The organism is Undibacterium sp. Jales W-56 (assembly GCF_025548535.1).
In the GTDB taxonomy this organism is placed as follows: domain Bacteria; phylum Pseudomonadota; class Gammaproteobacteria; order Burkholderiales; family Burkholderiaceae_D; genus Undibacterium.
The window spans coordinates 85,849-110,748 of record NZ_JAJLQW010000002.1 but is presented as its reverse complement, the minus strand read 5'-3'; the positions used below and the strand labels follow the sequence as shown (position 1 = coordinate 110,748).

The following is a 24,900-nucleotide window of genomic DNA, read 5'->3' as shown; positions in this document are numbered from 1 at the left end:
GGATTTGTAGAAGAAAACAGGACGTTTTCAGGAGAAATGAAGCTGTATTTGGTACGAAAACACAGCTTTTTACAGAGTTTTGCGCAAATCTACCAGACCGACGTGATTTCCGTAGGCTTGCTCTTGCGATGACTTTTAAACCAGGTTGCCAAGTGCTCTTTAAAACAAGCCGGGCAAATGTGGTATTGCGTTTGCCGGGATTCTCCGCCGCTGGGCAGGGATTCTTCTTCATACAATTGCACCGTCGTCGTGATTTTTTCACTTTCCTTGGCACTCCAATTTTCATCCCAGCGCGACTCTGCACCGCAAATATCGCAGGTCAGCTTGTCAAAAACCTCTTCTGTATGTTCGAGTATCAAAACCGTTTTCATATGTTTCATACATGTCTCCGTGTGATAGGCGCTTTGGGGCGCAAATGGGGGTCGCAACTCTAATGATGCATAGAGGGTCTGTTGGCATTCAGATAGGAAAAATATTGATTCTGTAAACGGGAATAGTTGAAACAGTATAGGGATAAGATTTTATTGACGGTCCGGCTATCAAAGTTTATGGTTATTAACTATTCTAGTGTAGTTTCTTCGCCGTAAAAGCAGATTATTTTTTCTTTCTCCTTTAGCTTTTTTATAAAATATCTCATTGCGCCTTGGGGGATTGATTAAGTATGTCGGCCAAAACCATGAAAGCATTTTTTACAGCGGTCTCATGGGCCGCTTGTGGATTTGTTTTGTCTAGCGCGCACGCAGAAATTTATACCTGTAAAGATGCCACAGGGCGCACCTTGACTTCCGATAACCCAATCCCGGAATGTGCGAATCGTGCAATGTATGTACGAAAATCGGTGACGCAAAGCGCGCGAGAATTGCCTCGCCCATTGACACCCGAAGAACGTCGTAAGGCCGATGCCGAGGAAGAAAAACAAAAAAAAGAGGCGCAGCTTGAAGATCAGCGGAAAAAAGATGAGTTATATCTTTTGTCGAACTTTAAGAACGAAAGCGATATTGAGGTAGCACGTCAAAGATCGATAGCTAATTTGAAAGAAAAAATTCGTGCGAATAACGAGCAGCTCAAGGATATCGCCCTGATTCAGGCCGAACTGCGAAGCGAGCAGCAACATGGTGCGAAGAAATCGGTGGAAGAGAATATGAACTTGCAGCGACGCGCCAATCAATTGGCATCGGCCATTTTAAGCGCCCGGGCGAGCAACGATAAATACGAGGCTGAGCAGGTTCATATCAATACGCAGTACGACGATATTTTAAAGCGGTATCGAGAAGTCGTTCAAAAGCGTAAAAAATAAAGCTGCCTTTTGATGTGAGGCAGCTTGCTTCTGACCGGCTTACTTGCGCCCGGCTTTGTTATTCGCCGGTTTGGCTTTGGCCGAACGGAATGCCAGTGCCGGACGGGCGGTATCAATCGGCGCGACGGCGGCTTTACCCGGTGTGTTGCGACCGACCGCATTTTTGCCAAAGGTATTCATTTTCGGCGCTGCCACCCGGCGACCGTTGCTGATGCCCTTGTCGATAAGGGGCACGACCGGTGCGCGGGGAGGAATCAAATGCCGTTCGCTGCTGCCGATCAGGTCGCCACGTCCCATGCGCAGCAAACCTTCCTTGACGATTTCCCAATTCTCCGGTGCCTGATAACGCAGCAGAGCCTTGTGGAATTTACGGATTTTCCCTGAGCGGGCGGTTTCTACTACTTCCGAATTTTCATCGACTTTTTTCAGAGGGTTTTTGCGGGTGTGGTACATGGTAGTCGCCAATGCCATCGGCGTCGGCATGAAGGTCTGTACCTGATCCAGTTTGAAGTCGTTTTTCTTCAGCCACAACGCCAGGTTCACCATGTCTTCATCGGTGGTGCCCGGATGGGCGGCGATGAAATAAGGAATCAGGTATTGTTCTTTGCCCGCTTCCTTCGAGTATTTCTGGAACATCGCCTTGAATTCGTCGTAGGCGCCGATACCCGGTTTCATCATCTTCGACAAGGTATTGGCTTCGGTATGTTCCGGCGCGATTTTCAGCAAGCCGCCGACGTGATGAGTGACCAGTTCTTTCACATATTCCGGCGAGCGCACTGCCAGGTCGTACCGCAAGCCTGAACTGATCAACACTTTCTTGATGCCGGGAACGGCGCGCGCCTTGCGGTACAGGGAAATCAATTTGCTATGGTCGGTGCCGAGATTGCTGCAGATGCCGGGGTAGACGCAGGACAGGCGGCGGCAGGATTCCTCGATTTTTTTATCTTTGCAGGCGAGCCGGTACATATTCGCGGTCGGGCCGCCCATATCGGAAATAGTGCCGGTGAAGCCCTTGGTCTTGTCGCGGATTTCTTCAATCTCGCGCAGGATCGAAGGCTCCGAGCGGCTTTGGATAATCCGTCCTTCATGCTCGGTAATCGAGCAGAAGGTGCAGCCGCCGAAGCAACCGCGCATGATATTGATCGAGAAGCGGATCATTTCCCAGGCCGGGATACGCGCCTTGCCATAGCTGGGATGCGGTGCGCGCGCATAAGCACGGTCAAACACGCCATCCATCTCATCCATTGCCAGCGGCAGTGGCGGCGGGTTCAGCCAGACATCGCGCTCACCGTGAGCTTGTATCAGCGATTTGGCATTGCCGGGATTGGCTTCCAGATGGAACACACGCGATGCATGGGCATACATCACCGGATCTTCCGATACCGATTCATACGAAGGCAAACGAATCGCGGTCTTGTGCAATTTTTCCAGCAACATGGCTTGCCGTTCTTCGCGACTCATGATGCGTATCGCCTGTGCCTGCACCACATCCTTGGGCGCTGACTGCTCGGCAGTTTTGTCGGCGATCTTGCTTTCGCAGGACGAGGCGTTTTCCGGCGCCATGTAATACGGATCCGGATGCGGCTCGACTTTGCCCGGGGTGTCTACCCGGGTCGAGTTGATTTCTGTCCAGTCGCCGGAAGGCAGCCAGCCGCGCGGCACCATGAAAGCGGTACCGCGCAGGTCGCGGATGTCCTTGATGGATTCGCCTGCCGCAAGGCGGTGGGTCAAATCGACCAGGGCGCGTTCAGCATTGCCAAACAAAAGAATGTCCGCTTTGGAATCCGGCAGCACCGAGCGCTTGACTTTGTCCGACCAGTAATCGTAATGCGCAATCCGGCGCAAACTCGCCTCGATACTGCCGATCACCACATTTACGCCGGGGAAGGCTTCGCGCACTCGCTGCGAATACACGACGACGGCACGATCAGGTCGCTTGCTGGAATCGCCGTCAGGCGTGTACGCATCTTCCGAGCGGATCTTGCGATCGGCGGTGTAGCGATTCACCATCGAATCCATGTTGCCGGCAGTGATGCCGAAATACAGATTCGGTTTGCCTAGCGCGCGGAAATCATCGGCAGAATGCCAGTCCGGCTGGCTGATAATGCCGACGCGAAAACCTTGCTGCTCCAATAAACGTCCCACCAGCGCCATGCCGAAGCTGGGATGGTCGATATACGCATCGCCAGTGACTAAAATCACATCGCAACTGTCCCAGCCCAGCGTCTCCATTTCGGCACGTGACATCGGTAAAAAAGGCGCAGCCTTGGCGCCGCCGACATCGGGGCGGTAACGGGGAAAGGAGAAGAGGTTTTTTGGCGCGGTTTTCATGGTCGCGATTGTACCTGAAAATACCACTTTCATGTGCTAACTTATTGATATTACGGAATATTTTAAGTTGACTCAGTGGAGGACTTGGTTTGTTTGTATTTTCCATTGATAGCTTTGGAAAAACTTATCAGGACTTAAGCAAAAACCAACACCAAAACTTCTCACCACGGAGACGCAGACAAAAGGCGAGAGAGGATTGACTCCATGGTATTTTGATATTCAAATGAACCCGCAAACTGGGTGCGCCTGCTGGCGCGAAATGCCTCTGAAAGCCTTATCCAGCCTGCGGTTTGGATGTGCATGGTGCTAAGCAGCTTGCCGTTTTGCGTAAGTCCTACTTATTCAATATGCTCGACCAATAGCTGTACGCGCGTGACGCCGTTGTAGGTATTGGCATCGAGCCTGAACGCGACGTTGATGCGTTCAGGCAAGTTGTCGGTGTGACCAAACCAGATGGCATCGTAACGTTTGCCGTTTTTTTCGAGTTCCATTTTCAGGTGGCGCTCTTTGAGGATGCGTTGTGATATCAATTTAAATTCATCGCAAAAAATCGGCGGTGCAAAGCCCTGGCCCCACACTTGCGCGTCCAGCAGGTCAATGAAATCGGTACTGAAATAGGCGTCCTCCAGCGGCCCATCGGTTTCGACGATGCGCTCGAGTTGATCGGCCTGCAACCAGCTTTGGGCAACTGTCTCAAAGGCGGCTTGAAATGCCTGAAAATTTTCTGCCCGCAACGTCAATCCTGCCGCCATCGCGTGACCGCCAAATTTCATGATCAGATTCGGTGCATGCTTGGAGACCAGATCGAGTGCATCGCGCATATGAAAACCGGGGATAGACCTGCCCGAGCCTTTGATGATGCCGTCATCGCCCGGCGCAAAGGTAATCGTCGGTCGATAAAATTTATCTTTGAGCCGCGAGGCGACGATGCCGATCACGCCCTGATGCCAGCTGGCATCAAATACCGTAATCGTATTGCTGGCAGCAGGTTGAAAATCGTCGAGATGCAGCAAGGCGACATCCTGCATTTCACGTTCTATGTCCTTGCGGTCGGCATTAATGCTATTGAGCTCTTGCGCAATTTGCCAGGCGCGCCCTTCGTCGTCGGTGATCAGGCATTCGATCCCCAGCGACATATCGGACAGGCGCCCGGCCGCATTGATCCTTGGGCCCAGGGCAAATCCAAGATCGAACGGACTGGCCTGTTGCGGCTCGCGTCCGGCAACCCGGAACAGCGCGGCAATGCCTGCATGCATACGGCCTGCGCGCATGCGCTTGATCCCTTGCGCCACCAGAATACGATTATTCGCATCCAGTTTGACCACGTCGGCGACGGTACCTAATGCAACCAAATCTAACAAGGCGTCGAGTTTGGGTTGATTCTGCTGATCAAACACGCCGCGCTGGCGCAATTCTGCGCGGAGTGCCAGCAGGGTGTAAAACATCACGCCGACACCGGCCAGGTTCTTGCTCGGGAATCCGCAACCGGGTTGGTTCGGATTGACGATGACCGCGGCGTCCGGCAAGCTGTCTGCGGGCAGGTGATGATCGGTAACCACGACCGCCATACCCAGCGCATTAGCGGCGGCAACGCCGTCGATACTCGCGATGCCGTTATCGACCGTGACGATGATGTCCGGCGATTTTTCCTGGCGGGTCAGTGCCACGATTTCCGGCGTTAATCCATAACCGTGGATTTGCCTGTCCGGCACGATGTAATCGACTTGCGCCCCCATCATGCGCAGACCGCGCAGTCCGACCGCGCAGGCGGTTGCGCCGTCGCAATCGTAGTCGGCCACGATACACATTTTTTTGCCTGCGGCAATCGCATCGGCCAGGTACGCCGCGGCTTGCTGTACATGCAGCAGATGGTTGGGCGTAATCAGTTGCGGCAGTTCGCTGCGTAATTCGGCTGCGTCCTTGACGCCGCGTGCCGCATACAGCCGTGCCAGCACAGGATGAATGCCGCTCTGGCGCAGCATTTCAGAATCACGGAATGAATAGGGACGGGTGCTGATGCGTGTCATGCGGTCTTTGCTGAGGAATGAGTCGAAAGTGCAAACAAATTGTGCAGCGAATTTTTACGCCAGAATTTTTTTAGCGACCAGGGCGTCAGCGAAAACCGGCATAACAAGCGGGCATCGCTGACGGTCAATGTCAATTGATCGAGCTGTCTATTGCGCAAAGCTTCCAGGGCAGGCGTGAACCAGTCTTGCTCCAGCACCTGCATGTGCGTCAGCCATTCCGCCCAGTCATTATTCAGGGCGGGTTCAAGCAAACGGTCGAGCAGGATGGCCTGCTCTGGAACCGTCGCCAGATCTTTGAAAGTAGGGGGTGCGACAGCAATCGGCGGCAATGTCATTGCCTGTGTGCTGCCGCCTGACAGCCAGATCGAGTTGACGGGTTTCAAACCCTGACTTTCTCTTTGCTGATTGATGGCATGGCTATGCCATTGCATTTGGATTTCATTCTGCAATTTGCGCCAGGCGCGTTCCTGCGATCCCTTGGGCATCCAGATATCGATATTGTGGCCGCACGCGGCGTCCGGCGTGGCGGTGCGCATGTCATGCCAGTCGTCGGCGCGTAAAAACCAATGCTGCGCATCGCCATAAACCAATTTTTTGCCCAATTCAGCACAGATCAGTTCCGCATCCGCAAACAGACTGCGCGATTCAACCTCGGATAATCCCAGGCGACGCTGATCGGTCAATACCAGGTGATCGCGTGCAATATGAATATGCACCGGATGCAGGCTGAACCAGACACCCTGATCCGCTGTCAGACCCAGGGTATGCATTTGGTTATGGGTATCTTGCGGGCTGCTATTCCGGCTGTTTATTGCAACATCTGGCAAATTCAAAAGGTTACCCGCAGCATCTGAGCGGCTTCCCACGGCAAAATGCCCTGCGAGCACCGTTTCATGCGGTAGTTGTCGGGAGAAGTCATCAAATACCTGTGTTTTGCTAAGCGTCGCCTTACCTATCAGGGCGCTATAACTGGGTACCTTCAGTTCGCGCAGCAGATCCTTGGCTAAGGGCGCAGGCGGAATCGCGAAGGGTAAAATAATTTCTAAATGGCTCATGGCATCATTGTATGGCAAGATGCACGCTGTTCTGAATCTCCGTTTGCATTTGTCGGGATTGGATCCCGTTTTTCTCAATTTGTCTGACCAAATAAAAATTAACTAGTGAAAAATACTCCTTTTGAATGGCTGGTCGGTTTGCGCTATACCCGCGCCGGGCGACGCAGTGGACGCAATAGTTTTATTTCTTTTATTTCGATGATCTCGATGGCGGGGATTGCACTCGGCGTCGCGGCCTTGATCGTGGTGCTGTCGGTGATGAATGGATTTCAAAAAGAAGTCCGCGATCGCATGTTGTCGGTGCTGGCGCACATCGAGGTCTACGATGCGACCGGCGCCTTGCCGGACTGGCAGGCTACCGCACAGGAAGTAGTGCAAAACAAGGCGATTAAAGGCAGCGCCCCCTACGTCGACGCGCAGGCCATGATTATTCGCGACGATGTCATGCGCGGCGTGATTTTGCGCGGTATTTTGCCGGAAGAAGAACCCAAGGTGTCCGAGGTCGCGACAAAAATCAAGGTTGGCAGATTGGCGGATCTAAAACCGGGTGCATTCGGCATCGTGCTCGGCGCAGAACTGGCGCGCGCCCTGCATGCCGGTTTGGGCGACAAAGTCAGCCTGGCCGCGCCGGAAGGGCAATTGACCCCGGCTGGTATGGTGCCGCGCCTGAAAGCTTTTACCGTCGTCGGTATTTTTGAGGCCGGGCATTTTGAATACGACTCTGGCATGGCGTTTATCCAGATGAACGATGCGGAGAAATTTTTCAGGTTGTCTGCGCCATCCGGTTTGCGCCTGCGCATCACCGATATGCTGAAAGCGCCGCAAGTCGCCCTGGAGTTGTCCCGCACCCTGAGCGGCAATCTTTTGATACGCGACTGGTCGCAGCAGAATCGCAATTACTTTGCCGCAGTTAAAACTGAAAAAACCATGATGTTCATCATCCTGACCCTGATCATCGCCGTGGCGGCGTTCAATCTGGTATCCACGCTGGTGATGACGGTCACCGACAAGCAGGCCGACATCGCAATTTTACGAACCTTAGGTGCTTCGCCCTGGTCGATCATGAAAATTTTCATGATACAAGGCGCACTGGTTGGCTTGCTCGGTACTGCGATTGGCGTCGGCTCCGGCATTCTTGTTGCGCACAATATCGATATCATCGTGCCCTTTATTGAACAGGTCCTGGGCATACAATTTTTATCCAAAGAAGTGTATGTGATCAGCACCTTGCCGTCGGATCTGCAATGGTCCGATGTCTGGACGATTGGCGGTGTGGCGGTTGTGCTGGCCTTTGTTGCAACGATTTATCCTAGCTGGCGCGGTGCCCGCGTAAAACCGGCGGAGGCATTGCGTTATGAGTGATCTGAATTCTCCGATGATCTTGTCCTGCAGCGATTTGAGTAAAACTTTTACCCAGGGTAGCTATTCGGTCAAAGTGCTGGGTAACGTGAATTTCAGCGTGAATAAAGCGGAAAGGGTGGCGATTGTCGGCGCATCCGGTTCCGGCAAATCGACGCTGCTGCATTTGTTAGGCGGGCTGGATACGCCGACCACCGGGGATGTCACTTTATTGGGACAGAACTTTGCGAGCATGAGTGAGAAAACGCGCGGCGATGTGCGTAACGCGTCACTGGGTTTTGTCTATCAGTTCCATCATCTGTTGCCGGAATTCTCCGCCCTGGAAAACGTGGCGATGCCTTTGCTGATCCGCCGCATGAGCCGCAGTGATGCCCATGCGGCAGCCAAAGCGATACTTGCGCGGGTAGGGCTGGAACACCGCGTGACGCATGTGCCCGGCGAATTGTCTGGCGGTGAAAGACAGCGCGTGGCTTTAGCCCGGGCGCTGGTGACTCAGCCGGCCTGCGTGCTGGCTGACGAGCCAACCGGCAATCTGGATCGCGCTACCGCCCAACAGATTTTTGCGCTGATGCTGGAGTTGTCGCGGACCCTAGGCACCGCTTTTGTGATCGTGACGCATGACGCCGAACTGGCGCAACGCTGCGACCGCATTTTGCGTTTATCCGAGCAGGGTTTGCAGGCGGCGTAATTGCTTTATTTTTGATTGCATCATTTGTTCTGTCCAATGAGAATGCCTGTTCATTTCGTTGAAAAAAACAATCAGTCACCGCTGTCGGCCATGACTGCGGCGAGCTTATCGCCGGCTGTGATGCATGAATCGGCAAAAATCCTGATGCTGTTCGCTTTGATGGCAAGTGCCGCGTCTTCCTTCGCCAGCTCAGAACTGGTACTGCAACTCGAAACTTCCTTAACCAGTGATAGCAATCCGTTGCGGTTTTACGAAGGCAGTGCGGCGCTTGCGCAAAATGGCAATACCGATACTGCCGATAAAGTGCGCGGCATAGACCTGCGGGCAGGCGCCGTTATTCCGGTGCTGTCTGATCGCACGCGCTTAATTTTGACCGGCACTCTGGGTAAGCACAGCTACCGGCATTATGACAATCTCGATCATCAGAGCAAAGCCGGAGATGCGATGTTCGACTATGCAATCGGTGACATCGTCAGCGGCCGCATCAATGCCGGTAAAGAAGATCGCTTATTCCAATACATTAACGGCTCCCTGACAGACAAGGACATGTCGCATTACAGCCAGCAAGCTGCCGAACTCACGTTGAAGATCACTGATGAATTAGCGATACCCGTAAAAACTGAGCGCTCATCCTTGCGCTATGACCTTGGTGTGAATCAGTTGTATAACTTCCACCAGCAAGCACAACAAGCCAGCATTCGCTATTACTCGCCGACCGGCTCCAATATTGAAGCGGGCTTGCGCCTATCTGAAACAGATTATCCAAATCGCAATCAGCAACAATTTGCGGATTTGGATAAACATTATCGTGAGACTGAAAGTTTTCTGGAGGCTGAGTGGAAATATAGCGTCAAAACTGTCGCCAGTACCCATTTGGGGCTGATCCGCCGTCGTTACGAGAGCCTGCATGAGTTGGACACAAATTTGTTCTCGACCTTGATCCGCGCAACTTATTTTTACTCTCCCAAGCTGCGTCTGGATATGCAATTATGGAACCGGCCATTCAGCATTGTCGATCCATCGATTCTGTATGTGATCGCAAAAGCGGCCCGGCTGGACGCTCAATGGAAAATATCCGACAAGACGCAATTTAATTTTTCCGGCCTGTTGCAGGACAGCGATCAAAAGCTGGTGCCCAGGCTGGCCGAGTTTCAAAATCAACTATCGCGCAAAGAGCGGGAGATCAGGCTCGGTTTTGGTATGAGTTACGAGATCGACCGCGGATTGAAATTAAGCATCGATAGCGTGGCTGAAAAACTGACGCGAGACGGTAATTTACCTGGCTTGCGACAAGCCATTATCAAGGTCGGCCTGGAATATACCTACGAAAATTTACCTGGCAGCGCTGCCAAAATGGGTTTGAAGCGGTATCAGCATTCGCTGAGCAATTCCGATGCATTGCGTTAATGCACACTATGACGACAGGTGAGTTATGACATTGCTGAAAAAAATCAGTCGCCGGCTGGCCAGCCACCTGGGCTGTGCCTGGCTGCCGCTGAAGCAAGGGCAGGGCGTGGTCAGCTTCACGTTTGACGATGTGCCTGCCAGCGCCTGTATCTTGGGTAAACAACTGCTGGAAGAATTTGACGCGCGCGGCACTTTTTTTGTCTGCGGCGACCTGACCGACGGACAAGAACAAGGACATCCATGCCATAGCGTCGAGGCCTTGCAGCATTTGGTTGAAGATGGACATGAAGTCGGCTGCCATACATTTTCGCATACCAATTGTGCAACCCATAGCGTCAAAGAACTGAAACGCGACTGGGAAAAAAATCAGGATTTTTTTACTAAAAATACTATCGCGAATAAGGGTTTCGCTTTTCCATTCGGCGCTTACGATCTCGGCAGTAAATTGGCAGCGTCTCAGCGGTTTGCCTACAACCGCATTACCGGCGGCGGCACACAGACGGGCCGGGCTGATTTAGCCGCTTTGCGCGCGCAGTCCTTATATGCGAACAAAACCAGTCTGGACAAAATAAAAAAATTGATCGATAAAACCGCGCAGCAAGGCGGCTGGCTGATTTTTTATTCGCACGAAGTGGACGAGACTCCGGGGCCTTGGGGCACAACACCTGCGCAATTGCGCTACGCTTTGGCGCAGGCAAAAATCTCCGGATGTCAGATTCTTTCCGTGCGGGATGCGATCCTTTTCTTTCAGCGATAAGTGACGAAGTGGGAACGAAATAGGACTGACCCAAAAACCAAAACCTCTCACCACCGAGACACGGCGGTACAGAGGAAAGACAAGAGTAAACAGCTCCATGCCATGGTGATATTAAAGGGAACTTCTAAAAACCCTTTAATCGAGATGCCGCGCTAGGCACAAAACGCAGCAATATGTCGGTATTGCGAGGCTTTGTAACGACGCGATGCGCTCGAGTATGGGGTTTTTAGAAGTTCCCTAAAACGAACCCGCAAGCTGGTTGCACCTGCTGGCACGAAATGCCTCTGAAAGCCGCATCCAGCCTGCGGGTTCAATATGAGCTGAGGTAAGTCGTTTTCCGTTTTGCGTAAGTCTTACGAAAGAAAGGACGGGTAATGCCGGCATTATTCAGTATCAGATTTTCTATGTGTATGACCTGCGTCTAAATTACAATTGATGCAATGGAGAGCGATGCCGTCAAGTCGCTGTCCAATACTCAACTTACCTGGATGATTCCCGCCCATGAGCCAACAAAGTCAGTTCTCCCTGTTAAAGCAACGTCGTTTTGCGCCTTTCTTCTGGACGCAATTTCTCGGAGCGTTTAATGACAACGTTTTTAAAACGGCATTGCTGACCATTCTCACTTACGATGCGCTGCAGTGGACTGATCTGGATGTCGGTTTGTTGAATAACCTGATACCTGGCCTCTTCATTTTGCCGTTTGTATTGTTCTCTGCGACGTCCGGACAATTAGCGGATAAATTCGAGAAAGGCATGGTCGCCCGCAAAGTCAAATTGCTCGAAATCGCCATCATGGTGGTCGCCGCAACCGGCTGGATGACACATAATTTGTGGCTGTTAATTGCCGCAGTTGCCGGTATGGGCATACATTCGACTTTATTCGGTCCTGTGAAATACGCGTATTTGCCGCAACATCTCAGGACCGATGAACTGATCGGCGGTAACGGCGTGATCGAAATGGGTACCTTCGTCGGCATCCTCTTGGGAGAAATTTTAGGTGCGATGCTGGTGGTGCATAAACCCTGGGGCATAGAATTGGTTGCCGGCGGCACGATCGTGATTGCGATCATAGGCTGGCTCACCAGCTTGCGTATTCCGCATTCACCGGCGCCAGAACCCGAGTTAACCATCAACTGGAATCCTGCCACTGAAACAGTCCGCAATATCAGCTTCAGCAAGCAGAATCGTCCGGTATTTTTATCTTTGCTCGGCAATTCCTGGTTCTGGTTTTACGGTGCGATTGTACTGGCGCAGTTCCCGTTGTATGCAAAAAATTACCTGCATGGCGATCACAGCGTGTTCGTGCTTTTGCTCACGATTTTCTCTTTTGGCATAGGCGCCGGTTCCTTATTATGCGAGCGGCTGTCCGGCCATAAGGTTGAAATCGGTCTGGTGCCTTTCGGCGCGATTGGTTTGTCGGTATTCGGTTTCGACCTGTACTTATCCAGCGTCGCTTATACCCACGCGCTGGAAGCGGCAGCAGGCGCGGCGCAAACTCTGGATGCGGCTGGCTTCTTTCATCAGACCGGTAGTCATCGGGTTTTGTTCGATATCGTGATGATCGGTATTTTCGGCGGCCTGTATATCGTGCCCTTGTTTGCCCTGATACAGACCCGCTGCGATCCTAAGCATTTATCACGCACGATTGCCGGGATGAACATCATGAATGCCTTGTTCATGGTGGTTGCATCACTGGCGGCGATGCTGATGCTGAAGCAGGGTTTTACCATTCCCGAGATTTTCATGGCGACAGCGATTTTGAATGCGATCGTGGCCATTTATATTTTCAGCCTGGTGCCGGAATTCCTGATGCGTTTTATCGCGTGGTTGCTGATCCACACGATTCATCGCGTCAAGGGCGTAAATACGGATCGCATCCCTGCCGAAGGTGCGGCTATCCTGGTATGCAATCATGTCAGCTACATGGATGCGATTGTGATCATGGGTTCCAGTCCGCGGCCGATCCGCTTTGTGATGGATCACCGTATTTTTAAAATTCCATTTTTATCCTGGGTATTCAAGACGGCAAAAGCGATCCCGATTGCGCCTGCCAAAGAAGATCCGTGGACCATGGAAAAAGCCTATATCGATATCGCCCAAGCCTTGCATGAAGGTGAGCTGGTCTGCATCTTCCCCGAAGGCAAGCTGACAACGACGGGCGACATGAATGAATTTAAGGGCGGCATTATGAAGATGCTGGAACGTTCGCCCGTGCCGGTATTCCCTATGGCCTTGCGCGGTTTATGGGGCAGCTTTTTGACCCGGGGCAAAGGCAATCCGTTTGAACGTTCTTTCCGTCGCGGCCCTTTTTCTAAACTTGAACTGGCGGTGGGCGAGTCCTTGACCGCCGCGCAGGTATCGCCAATTATCTTGCAGGAGAAAGTGCTGGCCTTGCGCGGCGACTGGAGATAAGTACGATCAGCTTGCGCCGCCTGATCGTTTTAGGGGGGCAGCTTCGATAAATTTGAAGCTGTATTTTCATCAAATATCAAAAAAATACCGCTCATCGACTGCTTAAAATAATTGTCTGAATTATTTTGAGCAACGAGTGAACGGTATGAATACGATTTATATCGTGTCGATCAGATAGCTATAACAGCACAACCTAGTGCGCACCGCCAGCGTCTATGGGGGCGGTAGATTTTTTCGGTTTGGTAACCCAGACCAATCCGATCAGTCCCAGGAACATAAACGACGATATCCAGAAAATGTCGGTCGCTGCCATGGTGCTGGCCTGAATGGAAATCGTGCGGTCGATTACCGCCCATGCGGCTGGTTCTGGCAAGCCTTGTCGCATCAGGGATTGTACGCTTTGCACGAAGGCTGGATAAGCACTGCCTGTACTTTCGGTGAGTTGCGCGTGATGCAGACTGCTGCGGCTATCCCATAAGGTGGTTGTGATTGAGGCGCCCATGCCGCCGCACATGATGCGGACAAAGTTCGATAATCCCGATGCCGCCGGCAGTTTTTCCATCGGCTGTCCAGACAGGATAATCGACGATAATGGAATGAAGAACATCGACATCGCCGCGCCCTGGATCAGGGTAGGGATCAGCAAAGTCATGGTGTCTACATCGGTCGTGAATTGCGCACGCATATAAAAAACCACGGCAAACAAAATAAACGCCACAGTGGCGACTTTGCGGGTATCTACTTTGGGTAAGATTTTGCCGATCACCGGTGACAGCAAGATCGCAAATACGCCAACGGGCGCCATGACTTTGCCCGCTTCAGTTGCGGTGTAGCTTAATTGCGTCTGTAACCACAAAGGCATGATCACCAGGCTACCGAAGAACAAGCCATAACCGATCGAAATCGCGATGACGCCACCGGTGAAATTACGCCCCTTGAACAGAGACAAATCAACCACCGGATGATCGTGGCCGAGTTCCCAGATAATGAAGTAAATCAGTCCGACCAAGGCAATGACGCTGAGCAGGATAATTTCACCGGAATTGAACCAATCGAGTTCCTTCCCTTTATCCAGCGTCAATTGCAAAGCGCCGACCCAGATCACCAGCAACGCGAGGCCGACGGTGTCTATCGGTAAACGCTTAATTTGCGATTCACGTTTTCGATAAATCGACCAGGTCGCCCATGCTGTGAATAAACCTACCGGAATATTGATGTAAAAAATCCACGGCCATGAATAATTGTCGGAAATCCACCCTCCCAGCAGCGGCCCCATAATCGGCGCAACCAGGGTCGTCATTCCCCACAGCGCCAAGGCCATCCCGCTTTTTGAGGGGGGATAACTGCCCAGCAGCAAAGACTGGGAAAGCGGAATCATGGGACCTGCGACCGCGCCTTGCAAAACCCGCGCTGCAATCAGCATCTCGATATTCGGTGCCATGCCGCATAGTATCGACGACAGCACAAATAACAGGATCGACGACATGAACAAACGCACTTGTCCAAAATGATTCGTCAACCATCCTGTCAGCGGTACTGAAATCGCATTCGCTACCGCAAACGACGTAATGACCCAGGTGCCTTGCTGAGGCGAAACGCCCATGTTGCCGGAAATTGCAGGAATCGAGACGTTCGCAATCGATGAGTCGAGCACGTTCATAAACACTGCCAGGGACAGTGCCAGGGTTCCCATCGCTAGCTGGGCACCCTTTAACGGCGATAGGGAGGCTGCGCCTGCCGCTGGCTTAGTTGGCGCGTTCATTACGGATTCTTGGCGATATTATTGCTAATGATTTGGGCGATGCGCTGATCGGCTTCTTTACCGGCTTGCTCAAATACGTCGGTCTTGAAGGCGGCAGTGTTTCTTACAGGAGCCGCCGCAGTCAGTGCATTGCCTTGCTGTTGCGAGATATCGACTTTTACCTGCATCGACAGGCCGATACGCAGCGGATGCGCTGCCAGTTCTTTTTCATCGAGTGCGATACGGACGGGGACGCGCTGGACTACCTTGATCCAGTTGCCGCTGGCATTTTGCGATGGCAATAAAGCGAAAGCAGAACCGGTGCCGGCAGACATGCCGGCAACTTTGCCGTGATATTCAACGCCAGAGCCATATAAATCGGAGTGCAAAGTCACATCCTGGCCAATGCGCATATGCGCCAATTGAACTTCTTTAAAATTTGCATCGACCCATAATGCGTTCAGCGGCACGATAGATAATAAAGGCGTTCCGGCGGCAACCCGCTGGCCTACTTGTACCGAACGTTTGGCGATGTAGCCCGACATCGGCGCCGGCAAGCTGGTACGCGCGAAAGCCAGGTAAGTTTCACGTACCCGAGCCGCCGCCCGCTGGACATTCGGATGCTGTTCCACGCTGGTACGATCGGTCAGCACCTTGTTGGAAGCAAGTTGCTCGCGTGCTGCCAGCAATGCAGATTCTGCGCTTTGCAAGGCAGAACGGGCGTGCTCAACTTCTTCTGTTGATACCGCGCCAGTGCTGATCAATTGTTGACGGCGCGCCAGATCGGCTTTGGCCCGCTCTACTTCGGTGCTACGCGCACTGACATTTGCCTGTAAGGGGGCATTGTTGGCGAACAGGACGCGGACTTCGCGTACGCTTTGCGCCAGTTGCGCCTCGGCTTGCTCTAAAGCGACCTTGGCATCGGCTCTGTCGAGTTCAATGAGGGGCTTGCCAACTTGCACCATTTCGGTATCGTCAGCATGAATCGCCAATACCGTTCCGGCGACTTGCGGCGTCACCTGGACCACATTGCCTGCGGCATACGCATCTTCTGTATGCTCAAAATGACTGCCGACAGTAAACCACCAGATCGCATAAGCAATACCGGCAATCACAAAAATGGCGGTGGCAATGATCAATAAGCCGCGACGCTTGGTGTTGCTTTCGACAGGCGCTGGTACGGTTGTTGCGTTGGAATTTTTATTTGTATCGGGCGCGTTCATTATGCGGCCTCCGCGTTAATTGGTAATTGAGGATGACTATGCGTTGAATTATTTGCCTGGGGATGTTGCTGCGGCATCTGCAGCGCGGCGGGTAAGTCGTACCCGCCACCCAAGGCTTTGATCAGGTTGATTTGCAGATCGGTGCGGCGAATTTGAATGTCCAGCAAGAGCTTTTGCTGCATCAAGCGAATATTTTCTGCTGCGAGTACCGGCAGCATATTGGCAGTGCCTGCACGCTGTCGTTGCTGCGCCAGATCGATCGTCCTGACTGCAGCCGCTTCAGCAATGCGCTGATTTTTATCTTGTGCTTCGATGGTTTTGAGCGATTGCACCTGATCCGCCACTTCACGCATGGCATCGGTCAGGCTTTGATTGTAGGTAGCCACTGCCGCATCATAGGACGCGACCTTGCCTTTGAGCTGGGCCCGCAAACGACCGCCTTCAAAAATCGGCAGGCGAATAGCAGGACCCGCGCCGATGATCGTGCTGCCGCTCTGGAACAGATTGGGCAGGCCAAGACTGGAGACGCCGGCAAAACCGATCAAATTAATATTCGGATAAAACTGGGTTTTTGCCACATCGACTTCACCTTGGATGGCTTCTACACGCCAGCGCGCTGCCACGATGTCGGCTTTGCGGCCCAATAAGGCCAGCGGCAATTGCTCTGGCAATGAAGTATTAACAAGCGCATTTAGCACAGGTTTCGCAATCAGCAAACCATGCTCAGGCGATTGACCTGATAGCGCGGCTAATTGATTGCGGGTTAATACAATCGCTTCTTGCCACTGATTGATATCTGCTTGCAGCGTCGAACTTTGAATCAGGCTTTGTTGTATATCGGTGCTGGTGTCGAGGCCAGCCTTGACTCTTTGTCTGGTGAGTTCGTCGAGTTTGTTGCGGACGGCCAATTGCCGCGTACTCAACTCTAGTTGTTCGTATTGGCGCGCCAATTGCACCCAGGCGTGGGCGATCGCGGTGCTCAGCATCAACTTCGCACTTTGCTGCTCGGCCAGGGCAACTTTTTCCTGAGAGAGCGCAGAGCGCATCTCGGCAGAATGTTTGCCCCAAAAATCGAGTTCATAAGCAAAATTCAGGGCAATTTGATTATTGCTCTTAGTCGATCCTGCCAGGGGAGGCGGGATCATGCCGTGCTCGGTAAAGCGCTGATATGTGCTGTCCAGACTTGCATTGACGCTGACTTTGTCGTTTGCACCCGTAGCTTCGATGATTGCTTTGGCACTGGCGATCCGGGCCGCAGCGACCTGCAGTCCGGGATTATCTGTGATTGCGGTCTCAATCAGGCTCTGCAAATCTTTGCCGCCTATTTGTTGCGCCCAATTAGCATCTTGCCAGTAGACAGCCGGAGAATTCGTTGCCGGGGTTGACGAAGGAAGTGAGCGCAACTGGGCATTGCTTTGTATGCCAGTAAAATTGGCACAGCCTGGCAGCGTTAGCATCAGGCTGCTTGCCATGGCTAATTGCAGCCAGCTTTGCCGTTTGAGAGTGAGTTTCATAAAATCTTGTCGAAAAAGAAAAATAATATATGTCCTGGCAATGATTATTCAGGTGAAGCTGTTTGTTCAAATAAGGAGCGGTTGGCTAACAGTTTTTTTAATAAGCTTCTTAAAAAACCGATTTCTTCGGGACTAAATCCGGTGAAGGCGATGTCAAGGTTACGGTGGTAGATGGGGGGTAGCGATTCTGCCAAGGTCCGGCCTTGTTCCGTCAGTATTAATTTGAATAAACGCTTGTCAGTGACATCCGGCGTGCGCGCTAAAAAACCTTTTACTACCAGTCGGTCCAGCATGCGTTTCATAGCGCCGGCGTCAATAAACAAGTCGCGCGCCAGTTCGGCCGCGGTACTGCATCGCCCAATCGCCAGCATCATGATGACGCTGGCCTGAGCGTGCGTGATGCCCAAGTCAACCAGTGAGTCATCCACCGCTTTGGAAAGCATGGTTTTAGTTCGGGACAAAAGATAGCCGACGCTCTCTTCAACCTGATAACTAGAAAAGGAAAATGCCTTGGATTGCTGTTCCATAATCGTAAAAATTTAGTTGCCTAGGCAATATAATATATTAAATTAAAAAACTTTGCTGAAGGCCTGTAAAACGCGCTTTTCTCAATTTTCTCCGATCTTGAAATCGGGAGGTACAAAGAAAAACGGCACCCTGAGGTGCCGTTGGGAGTAAGTCCGGGGAGTTCACATCATAAGATTTCGCTGGCGTGATCTGCCAGGCGAGAGCGTTCGCCGCGTGCCAAGGTGACATGGCCGCTATGTGCCCAACCCTTGAATCGATCGACTACATAGGTCAATCCGCTGGAACCTTCGGTCAGATAAGGCGTATCGATCTGCGCAATATTTCCTAAACAGATGATCTTGGTACCCGGACCAGCACGGGTTACCAGGGTTTTGACTTGTTTCGGCGTCAGATTCTGCGCTTCGTCGATAATCAAAAACTTATTCACAAAGGTGCGGCCGCGCATGAAGTTCAGCGACTTGATCTTGATTTTGGAACGGATTAAATCTTGCGTCGCTGCACGCCCCCAATCACCGGCATCGTTATCCGATTTATTCAAAACCTCCAGGTTATCGTCAAAGGCACCCATCCACGGCGACATTTTTTCTTCTTCCGTACCAGGCAAGAAGCCAATATCTTCGCCGACCGGAACGGTGACGCGAGTGACGATAATCTCGTTATAGGTCTTGGTTTCCAATACCTGCGCCAGTCCAGCAGCCAGTGCCAACAGGGTTTTACCGGTACCGGCTTGTCCCAGCAATGTGACGAAATCGCACTCTGGATCCATCAGCAGGTTCAGGGCAAAATTCTGCTCACGATTGCGCGAAGTCACACCCCAGACGCTATGCTTGGCATGACCGTAGTCGCGCAAAGTTTGCAGTACTGCGGTTTTGCCGTTGATCTGGCGAACATGACCGTAGAACGAGGCTTCGCCGTTTTTTGGTTCCAGATAGACGAATTGATTCACCAGCAGGCTGGGAATAATCGGCCCCGTGATGCGGTAAAACGTCGTGCTCAGACCATTACGATTTTCCTGCCAGGTTTCTATGCCTTTGCCATGCTTATTCCAGAAATCATCCGGCAGTTGCACGATGCCGGTATAGAGCAGGTCGGAATCTTCGAGTACGTGATCGTTGAAATAATCTTCCGCAGGCAAACCTAAGGCGCGGGCCTTAATGCGCATATTGATATCTTTCGATACCAGTACGACGGGACGGTCGGGAGATTCCGCCTCCAGCGCGCGGACCACCGCCAGGATCTGATTATCGGCTTTACCTTGCGGCAAGCCTTGCGGTAAGTCTGCGCTTTGCAATTTGGTCTGGAAATACAGATGACCTTTCGCATCTTTATTTCCCAGTTTCGCTAAAGGAATACCTTTTTCTATTTCATGATGATCGATGTCGCCTACCAGCGCATCCAGTGAGCGCGATACCTGGCGCGCATTGCGGGCAACTTCCGACATGCCCTTTTTATGATCGTCGAGTTCTTCCAGCGTGATCATGGGCAGATAAACATCGTGCTCCTCAAAGCGGAACAAGGATGTCGGATCGTGCATCAGCACGTTCGTATCGAGGACGAATAACTTGATGACGCCAGATTTGTCTGCAGCACGACTTGTGCCCGATTTAATGCGATTCTCGTGTTTGGCAGCAGTCGGTTTTGCCGTCGATTTTGTCATTGCAGGCGTAGTAATTTTCGCTACTGGCGCAAGTTTGGCGACTGGGGGGGCGTTTGTGACGCTTGTTACATGAGCATGTTTCGAAGGGGGGATTGCTTCGACCATTCTCGTTGGGACGGCTTTAACTTCAGATCTGGCAGATTTTAAGGTTTTCGATTTATCTGCTTTGGGATAATCCTTTGGGGATAGCAGAGCCGCAGGTTTGGTCGGCATTTTCGGCAGGGGCATTAGGACCTCTTCTAAAAGTGTGAGAGCTTAAAAGTCAAAAAGCCGCTCGGAAGGATGCCGGATTAATCCGGGATACTTCCAATTGCGGCTTTTTTCGAAGAAAATTTTAGATTTCAATTACTGGTGTGCGCTCACAAATTCCAACACTTCATCAACATGTCCAGCTACTTTGACTCCACGCCATTCTTTCACTAATTTACCGCTGCCGTCAATCACAAAAGTACTGCGTTCGATGCCACGATGTTGTTTGCCGTACATATTTTTCATCTTCATCACATCAAACAAATTGCATACGGTCTCGTCAGGGTCGGAAATGAGCTCGAACGGCAATCCTAATTTGGCTTTGAATCCCTCGTGCGAACGCAGGCTATCGCGGCTCACGCCAAATACGACGGCGTTATTTTTTTCAAATGCAGCATGGGCATCGCGAAAAGCCAGGCTCTCGGTTGTGCAGCCAGGAGTGTTGTCTTTAGGATAAAAATAGATGACAAGGGTTTTTCCAGCGTATTGACTGAGCTGGAAACTTAGTTCGCTGGTCATGGCAGCAGAAAAATCTGGAACCTGGCAATGCAGTGCGGATGGGCTATCGGCCACGGTAGTCTCCTGGATAGATGGATGGAGAAGCAGTCAAGCTGTCCGCCATCCATCCGGGTCAGCTACAGCTTAAGCGGCTAACGCAAACAATTCACCAGATCTACCGGGCAACTCAACCCAATTGATCGCATGAATCGGTAACTCCTCGTTTTTGATGGTGGCATAAAAATCCGCCATCGAAACACAATCGTAACCTTGCTCGCGCCAACCTTTCAGCAATTCCTCGAAGATGGGGGCGAGTTTCTGTCCTTCAAGTTCTGCATGCAAGGTAAACACATGATCTCTCGGTGCCGCCGTCAATTTGAGAATAGTAGCGGCAATATTTGACTCATTGATGACGCTGCCTTCGATGTCGCGACCCAGCATTTCATCTAGGGTTGGCAGCGTAGTAGGCATTTGTATGCAAGTCAGGGGCTTTCCATGGACTTGCAGGCGATACGGACCTGCTACGGGATTGGTTAAACTGCCGTTGTCATTCAGCAAGGCCCGCCCGTCGGAGGCATAAGACATGCCGAACTGATCGAGTTGTTGAAAAGCATGCGCATTCATTTGCCAACCCGCTGCGCCATGGGTCTTAGGCGCAACGCCAAATATTTCCTGGAAGCGTGCATAGGCTTGCTGCATCTGGTGTTGGGTCCAGCTTGCGTCACGTTGACGCACATTATCTTGCCAGACGACGTGATCCCAGGTGTGGATGCCGCATTCAAAGCCAGCCTCTTGCACCGCACGCATTTGTTTGGCGCAATCTTTACCGATATCCGGGGCAGGTAAAAAAACACCATACATCAGAGTCTTCAACCCGTAATGTTCAACCACCGAGGTGCGTGATACCTTTTGGAAAAAACCGGGGCGAAAAGCGCGTCGTAAGGCCCAGCCGGTATGGTCTTTGCCTAATGAAAACAGGAAGGTGGCACCAGCCTGATGCTGCTTGAGCAGGCGTACCAGATTGGGTACGCCTTCCCTGGTGCCGCGAAAGGTATCGACATCAATTTTTAAGACGATGCTTGGCATTGGGCGCTGCTTAGTCCATCAGCGCGCGAGCTTCGGCGACCTGGCTGCGGTAAGCGTCGAAAATATTACGCATGGTGTCTTTCATATCCGTGGTCGGCGCCCAGCCCAGTTCTTCGCAGGTATTGGTGATTTTTGGCACACGGTTCTGTACGTCCTGATAGCCTGCGCCATAGTACGCGCCGGAGGTTGTTTCTGTCAGTTGTACGTTTTTCGCGGTGTCTGCATATTCCGGGTACTCAGCCGCCAGCGTTAGCATCATGTGTGCGAGTTCGCGGATAGAGTAGTTGTTAACTGGATTGCCGATGTTATAAATCTTGCCGCTGGCAACGCCGTTCTTGTTGTCGATAATACGCATCAAAGCATCGATACCGTCATCGATATAAGTGAACGCACGTTTTTGCGCACCGCCATCGACCAGGGAAATGTTCTCGCCACGCACGATATGACCAAAGAATTGCGTCACGACGCGTGAGCTGCCTTCTTTTGGTGTGTGGATATTGTCGAGGCCGGCGCCGATCCAGTTAAACGGACGGAATAATGTGAAGTTCAAGCCTTCCATGCCGTAACCCCAGATCACGCGATCCATCAATTGCTTGGCGCAGGAATAAATCCAGCGCGGCTTGTTGATCGGGCCGCAGATCAGTTCGGATTGCTCGGGATCGAATTCGTCGTCGTGGCACATGCCGTAAACTTCGGAAGTTGACGGGAACACCAGGTGCTTGCCGTATTTGGCAGCGGAACGGACGATAGGCAGGTTGGCTTCAAAGTCGAGTTCAAACACGCGCAAAGGCTGTTTAACATAAGTGGACGGCGTCGCGATCGCGACAAGGGGCAAGATCACATCGCATTTCTTTACATGGTATTCAACCCATTCTTTATTGATGGTGATGTCACCCTCAAAGAAATGCATGCGCGGGTGATTGATCATGTCGCCCAGACGCTCGGTTTGCATATCCATGCCATAGACTTCCCAGTCTGTCGTTTCCAGGATGCGTTTGGACAGGTGGTGACCGATAAAGCCGTTGACGCCGAGAATGAGGACTTTTTTCATGATAATTTCTTTGTGATTTTTTAAAATTAATTGGTGGCCGGGTTCGTTGGACACATCAGATCGCTCAGCTTAAGTCAACTTGATCAAGCTAAGTAGACTGAATGCAGAGGATGCATCAATGCGACTTGAGTGCTGCATCCAGTGCTGCAGCCGTCACGACTTCGCCATTCAATAACAACTCAGTAATAGTAAGCGCACGGCCATCGCCGCAAACGCCAAGGATAGCATTATCCACTACACATAAGCCTGTCGGCAAATCTGCGGTGATTTTTGCTGTTGATGCGGCCAATAATCGTGCTTTTCCGATAACATAAATCTTGCCATGCAGTTCGGTGAAGGCACCTGGATACGGCGGTGCTACCGCACGATGCAGGTTATACACTTGTTGTGCGCTTTGCTGCCAGTCGATACGGCCGTCTTCCGGCTTGCGCCCGCCAAAATAGCTGCCTTTGGCTATCTCATTGATGAGTTTCGGTGCAGTCCCGGCGATCAGGCCGGGCAGGGATGACCATAGAGTCTGTTCTGAGGCTACGGTTAATTTGCCAAACACCTCAAAAGCCGTGTCGTCCGGCAAAATCGGCACCATAGTCTGCGCAATGATCGCGCCGGCATCCGGCTTGAGTGCCATTTCATGCAAGGTGGCACCGGTTTCGGTTTCGCCATGGAGTACCGCCCAATTCACCGGGACGCGACCGCGATATTTCGGCAGCAGCGAGCCATGCAGGTTATATGCGCCACGTTTTGCCAGGGCCAATAATTCGACCGGCAACATATTCCGGTAATAAAAACTGAAAATGAAATCCGGTGCAACCGCGGCTACTTGCGCATGCAATTCTGGCGACTTTGGATCGCTTGGGGTGATCGTTGGTATGCCGTGTTCCTTGCATAAAGCCGCCACTGATTCAAACCAGATGGTCTCGGCGGGATTGTCTTCATGCGTGACGACCAGCGCGATCGCTATGCCGCGCGCCAGCAAGGTTTTAATGCAGCGGACGCCGACGCTGTGATAAGCGAAGACGACCGCTGTGGTATGGGATGGAAGCATCTTAGTTGGTTTCTGCGGCGTCGGTACTGGTTTGCTCGAGGATTGCCTGCACCACATAGCGTGGACGTCCCCGGACCTGTTGATAAATGCGACCTACATATTCGCCCAGCAAACCGATGCCGAACAAGATCACGCCCATCATGAAGAAGGCGATCGCAAATAAAGTGAACAGGCCTTCCGCCTCTGCGCCTAATACAAAGCGACGTATCAGCAATAAAAACACGAGCAAACCGGAAGCCACGGACAACACCATGCCCAGCATAGAGAATAGCTGCAAAGGCATGATGGAAAAACCGGTCATCAGATCGAAATTCAAGCGGATCAGGCTGTATAGGGAATACTTGGATTCGCCCGCCGCACGTTCCTCATGCTCAACGGTGATCTCGGTCGGCTTGCGGGCAAAAGTGTAGGCGAGTGCCGGTACAAAGGTGTTGACTTCATTGCACTGATTAATCAGATCAATCACATTGCGGCCGTAGGCGCGCAGCATATTGCCCTGGTCGGTAATTTTGATGCGGGTGATTTTTTCGCGGATCTGGTTCATCGCTTTGGAGGCATAAGTGCGCCAGACAGAGTCCTGGCGCTTGCGGCGTATCGAACCGACGTAGTCGAAGCCTTCGCGCATCTTGTCGACCAGCGCGCCAATTTCTTCCGGTGGATTTTGCAGATCTGCATCCAGAGTCACGACGATATTCCCATGCGTTGCCTGGAAACCCGCCAGAATCGCCATGTGCTGACCGTAATTGCCATTGAACAGCACCACGCGCGTCACATCGGGACGCAGGCGGAATTGATCGGCGAGCATCGCAGCGGTGTTGTCGCGGCTACCGTCATTGACGAACACAATCTCATAGCTGACGCCGCGCGCTGCCAATGCATCCAGGGCGGGATACAGACGCGCATATAACTGAGCCAGGCCGGACTCTTCGTTATAAACGGGAATGACGACGGAAAGTTCTGGTTTCATCAAACGTG

The 24,900-nt window shown here is 52.0% G+C and carries 20 protein-coding genes; 6 read left to right on the top strand and 14 right to left on the bottom strand.

The genetic code is table 11. The features are described from left to right. Window positions 1–89: 89 nt before the first annotated feature. Window positions 90–380: a hypothetical protein gene (locus tag LPB67_RS06445; protein WP_262836267.1), complete on the bottom strand. Its 291-nt coding sequence runs from the start codon at window positions 378–380 to the stop codon at window positions 90–92. A gap of 296 nt (window positions 381–676) precedes the next feature. On the opposite strand from LPB67_RS06445, the gene LPB67_RS06440 reads away from it, so the two are divergent. Continuing rightward, window positions 677–1,297 (top strand): DUF4124 domain-containing protein, encoded by a 621-nt coding sequence (locus LPB67_RS06440; RefSeq protein WP_262836265.1) that lies wholly within the window; start codon window positions 677–679, stop codon window positions 1,295–1,297. Window positions 1,298–1,336: 39 nt separating this feature from the next. On the opposite strand, the gene LPB67_RS06435 is transcribed toward LPB67_RS06440, so the two are convergent. The 3 genes from LPB67_RS06435 to LPB67_RS06425 all read right to left on the bottom strand — a co-directional run bounded on the left by LPB67_RS06435 (window position 1,337) and on the right by LPB67_RS06425 (window position 6,710). Further along, entirely contained in the window at window positions 1,337–3,544 is a 2,208-nt protein-coding gene (locus tag LPB67_RS06435; RefSeq protein WP_262836829.1) for a YgiQ family radical SAM protein, read from the bottom strand. A gap of 422 nt (window positions 3,545–3,966) precedes the next feature. Further along, a complete protein-coding gene (gene recJ / locus LPB67_RS06430) occupies window positions 3,967–5,655 on the bottom strand; it encodes a single-stranded-DNA-specific exonuclease RecJ (protein ID WP_262836263.1) in 1,689 nt (562 codons plus the stop codon). Next, window positions 5,652–6,710 (bottom strand): hypothetical protein, encoded by a 1,059-nt coding sequence (locus LPB67_RS06425; RefSeq protein WP_262836261.1) that lies wholly within the window; start codon window positions 6,708–6,710, stop codon window positions 5,652–5,654. Before LPB67_RS06425 ends, recJ begins: the two co-directional genes overlap by 4 nt. A 105-nt stretch (window positions 6,711–6,815) precedes the next feature. On the opposite strand from LPB67_RS06425, the gene LPB67_RS06420 reads away from it, so the two are divergent. From LPB67_RS06420 to LPB67_RS06400, 5 genes are all read left to right on the top strand, one after another. Beyond that, entirely contained in the window at window positions 6,816–8,072 is a 1,257-nt protein-coding gene (locus LPB67_RS06420) for a lipoprotein-releasing ABC transporter permease subunit (protein ID WP_262836258.1), read from the top strand. After that, window positions 8,065–8,757 (top strand): lipoprotein-releasing ABC transporter ATP-binding protein LolD, encoded by a 693-nt coding sequence (gene lolD / locus LPB67_RS06415; protein WP_262836255.1) that lies wholly within the window; start codon window positions 8,065–8,067, stop codon window positions 8,755–8,757. The genes LPB67_RS06420 and lolD overlap by 8 nt, the downstream gene beginning before the upstream one ends. A gap of 36 nt (window positions 8,758–8,793) precedes the next feature. Next, entirely contained in the window at window positions 8,794–10,164 is a 1,371-nt protein-coding gene (locus LPB67_RS06410; protein ID WP_262836254.1) for a hypothetical protein, read from the top strand. A gap of 25 nt (window positions 10,165–10,189) precedes the next feature. Next, window positions 10,190–10,921: a polysaccharide deacetylase family protein gene (locus LPB67_RS06405; RefSeq protein ID WP_262836253.1), complete on the top strand. Its 732-nt coding sequence runs from the start codon at window positions 10,190–10,192 to the stop codon at window positions 10,919–10,921. A gap of 501 nt (window positions 10,922–11,422) precedes the next feature. Beyond that, window positions 11,423–13,333, top strand: coding sequence for an MFS transporter (locus LPB67_RS06400; RefSeq protein WP_262836252.1), 1,911 nt, complete (start codon window positions 11,423–11,425; stop codon window positions 13,331–13,333). Window positions 13,334–13,526: 193 nt separating this feature from the next. Here the strand turns inward: LPB67_RS06400 and LPB67_RS06395 are convergent, their stop codons facing one another. The 10 genes from LPB67_RS06395 to LPB67_RS06350 all read right to left on the bottom strand — a co-directional run bounded on the left by LPB67_RS06395 (window position 13,527) and on the right by LPB67_RS06350 (window position 24,892). Beyond that, window positions 13,527–15,095, bottom strand: coding sequence for a DHA2 family efflux MFS transporter permease subunit (locus LPB67_RS06395; RefSeq protein ID WP_262836251.1), 1,569 nt, complete (start codon window positions 15,093–15,095; stop codon window positions 13,527–13,529). Beyond that, window positions 15,095–16,297 carry an HlyD family efflux transporter periplasmic adaptor subunit gene (locus LPB67_RS06390; RefSeq protein ID WP_262836250.1) on the bottom strand — a complete coding sequence of 401 codons (1,203 nt, stop codon included), beginning with the start codon at window positions 16,295–16,297 and terminating at the stop codon, window positions 15,095–15,097. The genes LPB67_RS06395 and LPB67_RS06390 overlap by 1 nt, the downstream gene beginning before the upstream one ends. Then, the gene (locus LPB67_RS06385; protein WP_262836249.1) at window positions 16,297–17,811 is read right to left on the bottom strand and encodes an efflux transporter outer membrane subunit; all 1,515 of its coding nucleotides are present in this window, start codon (window positions 17,809–17,811) and stop codon (window positions 16,297–16,299) included. Before LPB67_RS06385 ends, LPB67_RS06390 begins: the two co-directional genes overlap by 1 nt. A gap of 44 nt (window positions 17,812–17,855) precedes the next feature. Next, entirely contained in the window at window positions 17,856–18,338 is a 483-nt protein-coding gene (locus LPB67_RS06380) for a MarR family winged helix-turn-helix transcriptional regulator (RefSeq protein WP_262836248.1), read from the bottom strand. A 167-nt stretch (window positions 18,339–18,505) separates the two neighbouring features. Continuing rightward, complete coding sequence (locus tag LPB67_RS06375) at window positions 18,506–20,224, bottom strand: PhoH family protein (RefSeq protein WP_262836247.1); 1,719 nt, start codon at window positions 20,222–20,224, stop codon at window positions 18,506–18,508. Window positions 20,225–20,341: 117 nt separating this feature from the next. After that, the gene (locus LPB67_RS06370; RefSeq protein WP_262836245.1) at window positions 20,342–20,818 is read right to left on the bottom strand and encodes a peroxiredoxin; all 477 of its coding nucleotides are present in this window, start codon (window positions 20,816–20,818) and stop codon (window positions 20,342–20,344) included. 69 nt (window positions 20,819–20,887) lie between these two features. Next, window positions 20,888–21,829 carry a polysaccharide deacetylase family protein gene (locus LPB67_RS06365; RefSeq protein ID WP_262836243.1) on the bottom strand — a complete coding sequence of 314 codons (942 nt, stop codon included), beginning with the start codon at window positions 21,827–21,829 and terminating at the stop codon, window positions 20,888–20,890. Between the two features lie 10 nt (window positions 21,830–21,839). Next, window positions 21,840–22,880, bottom strand: coding sequence for a bifunctional UDP-4-keto-pentose/UDP-xylose synthase (locus LPB67_RS06360; protein ID WP_262836241.1), 1,041 nt, complete (start codon window positions 22,878–22,880; stop codon window positions 21,840–21,842). Between the two features lie 115 nt (window positions 22,881–22,995). Beyond that, window positions 22,996–23,925 (bottom strand): formyltransferase, encoded by a 930-nt coding sequence (locus LPB67_RS06355; RefSeq protein WP_262836239.1) that lies wholly within the window; start codon window positions 23,923–23,925, stop codon window positions 22,996–22,998. A 1-nt stretch (window position 23,926) separates the two neighbouring features. Next, window positions 23,927–24,892 (bottom strand): glycosyltransferase, encoded by a 966-nt coding sequence (locus LPB67_RS06350; RefSeq protein ID WP_262836238.1) that lies wholly within the window; start codon window positions 24,890–24,892, stop codon window positions 23,927–23,929. Window positions 24,893–24,900 lie beyond the last annotated feature (8 nt).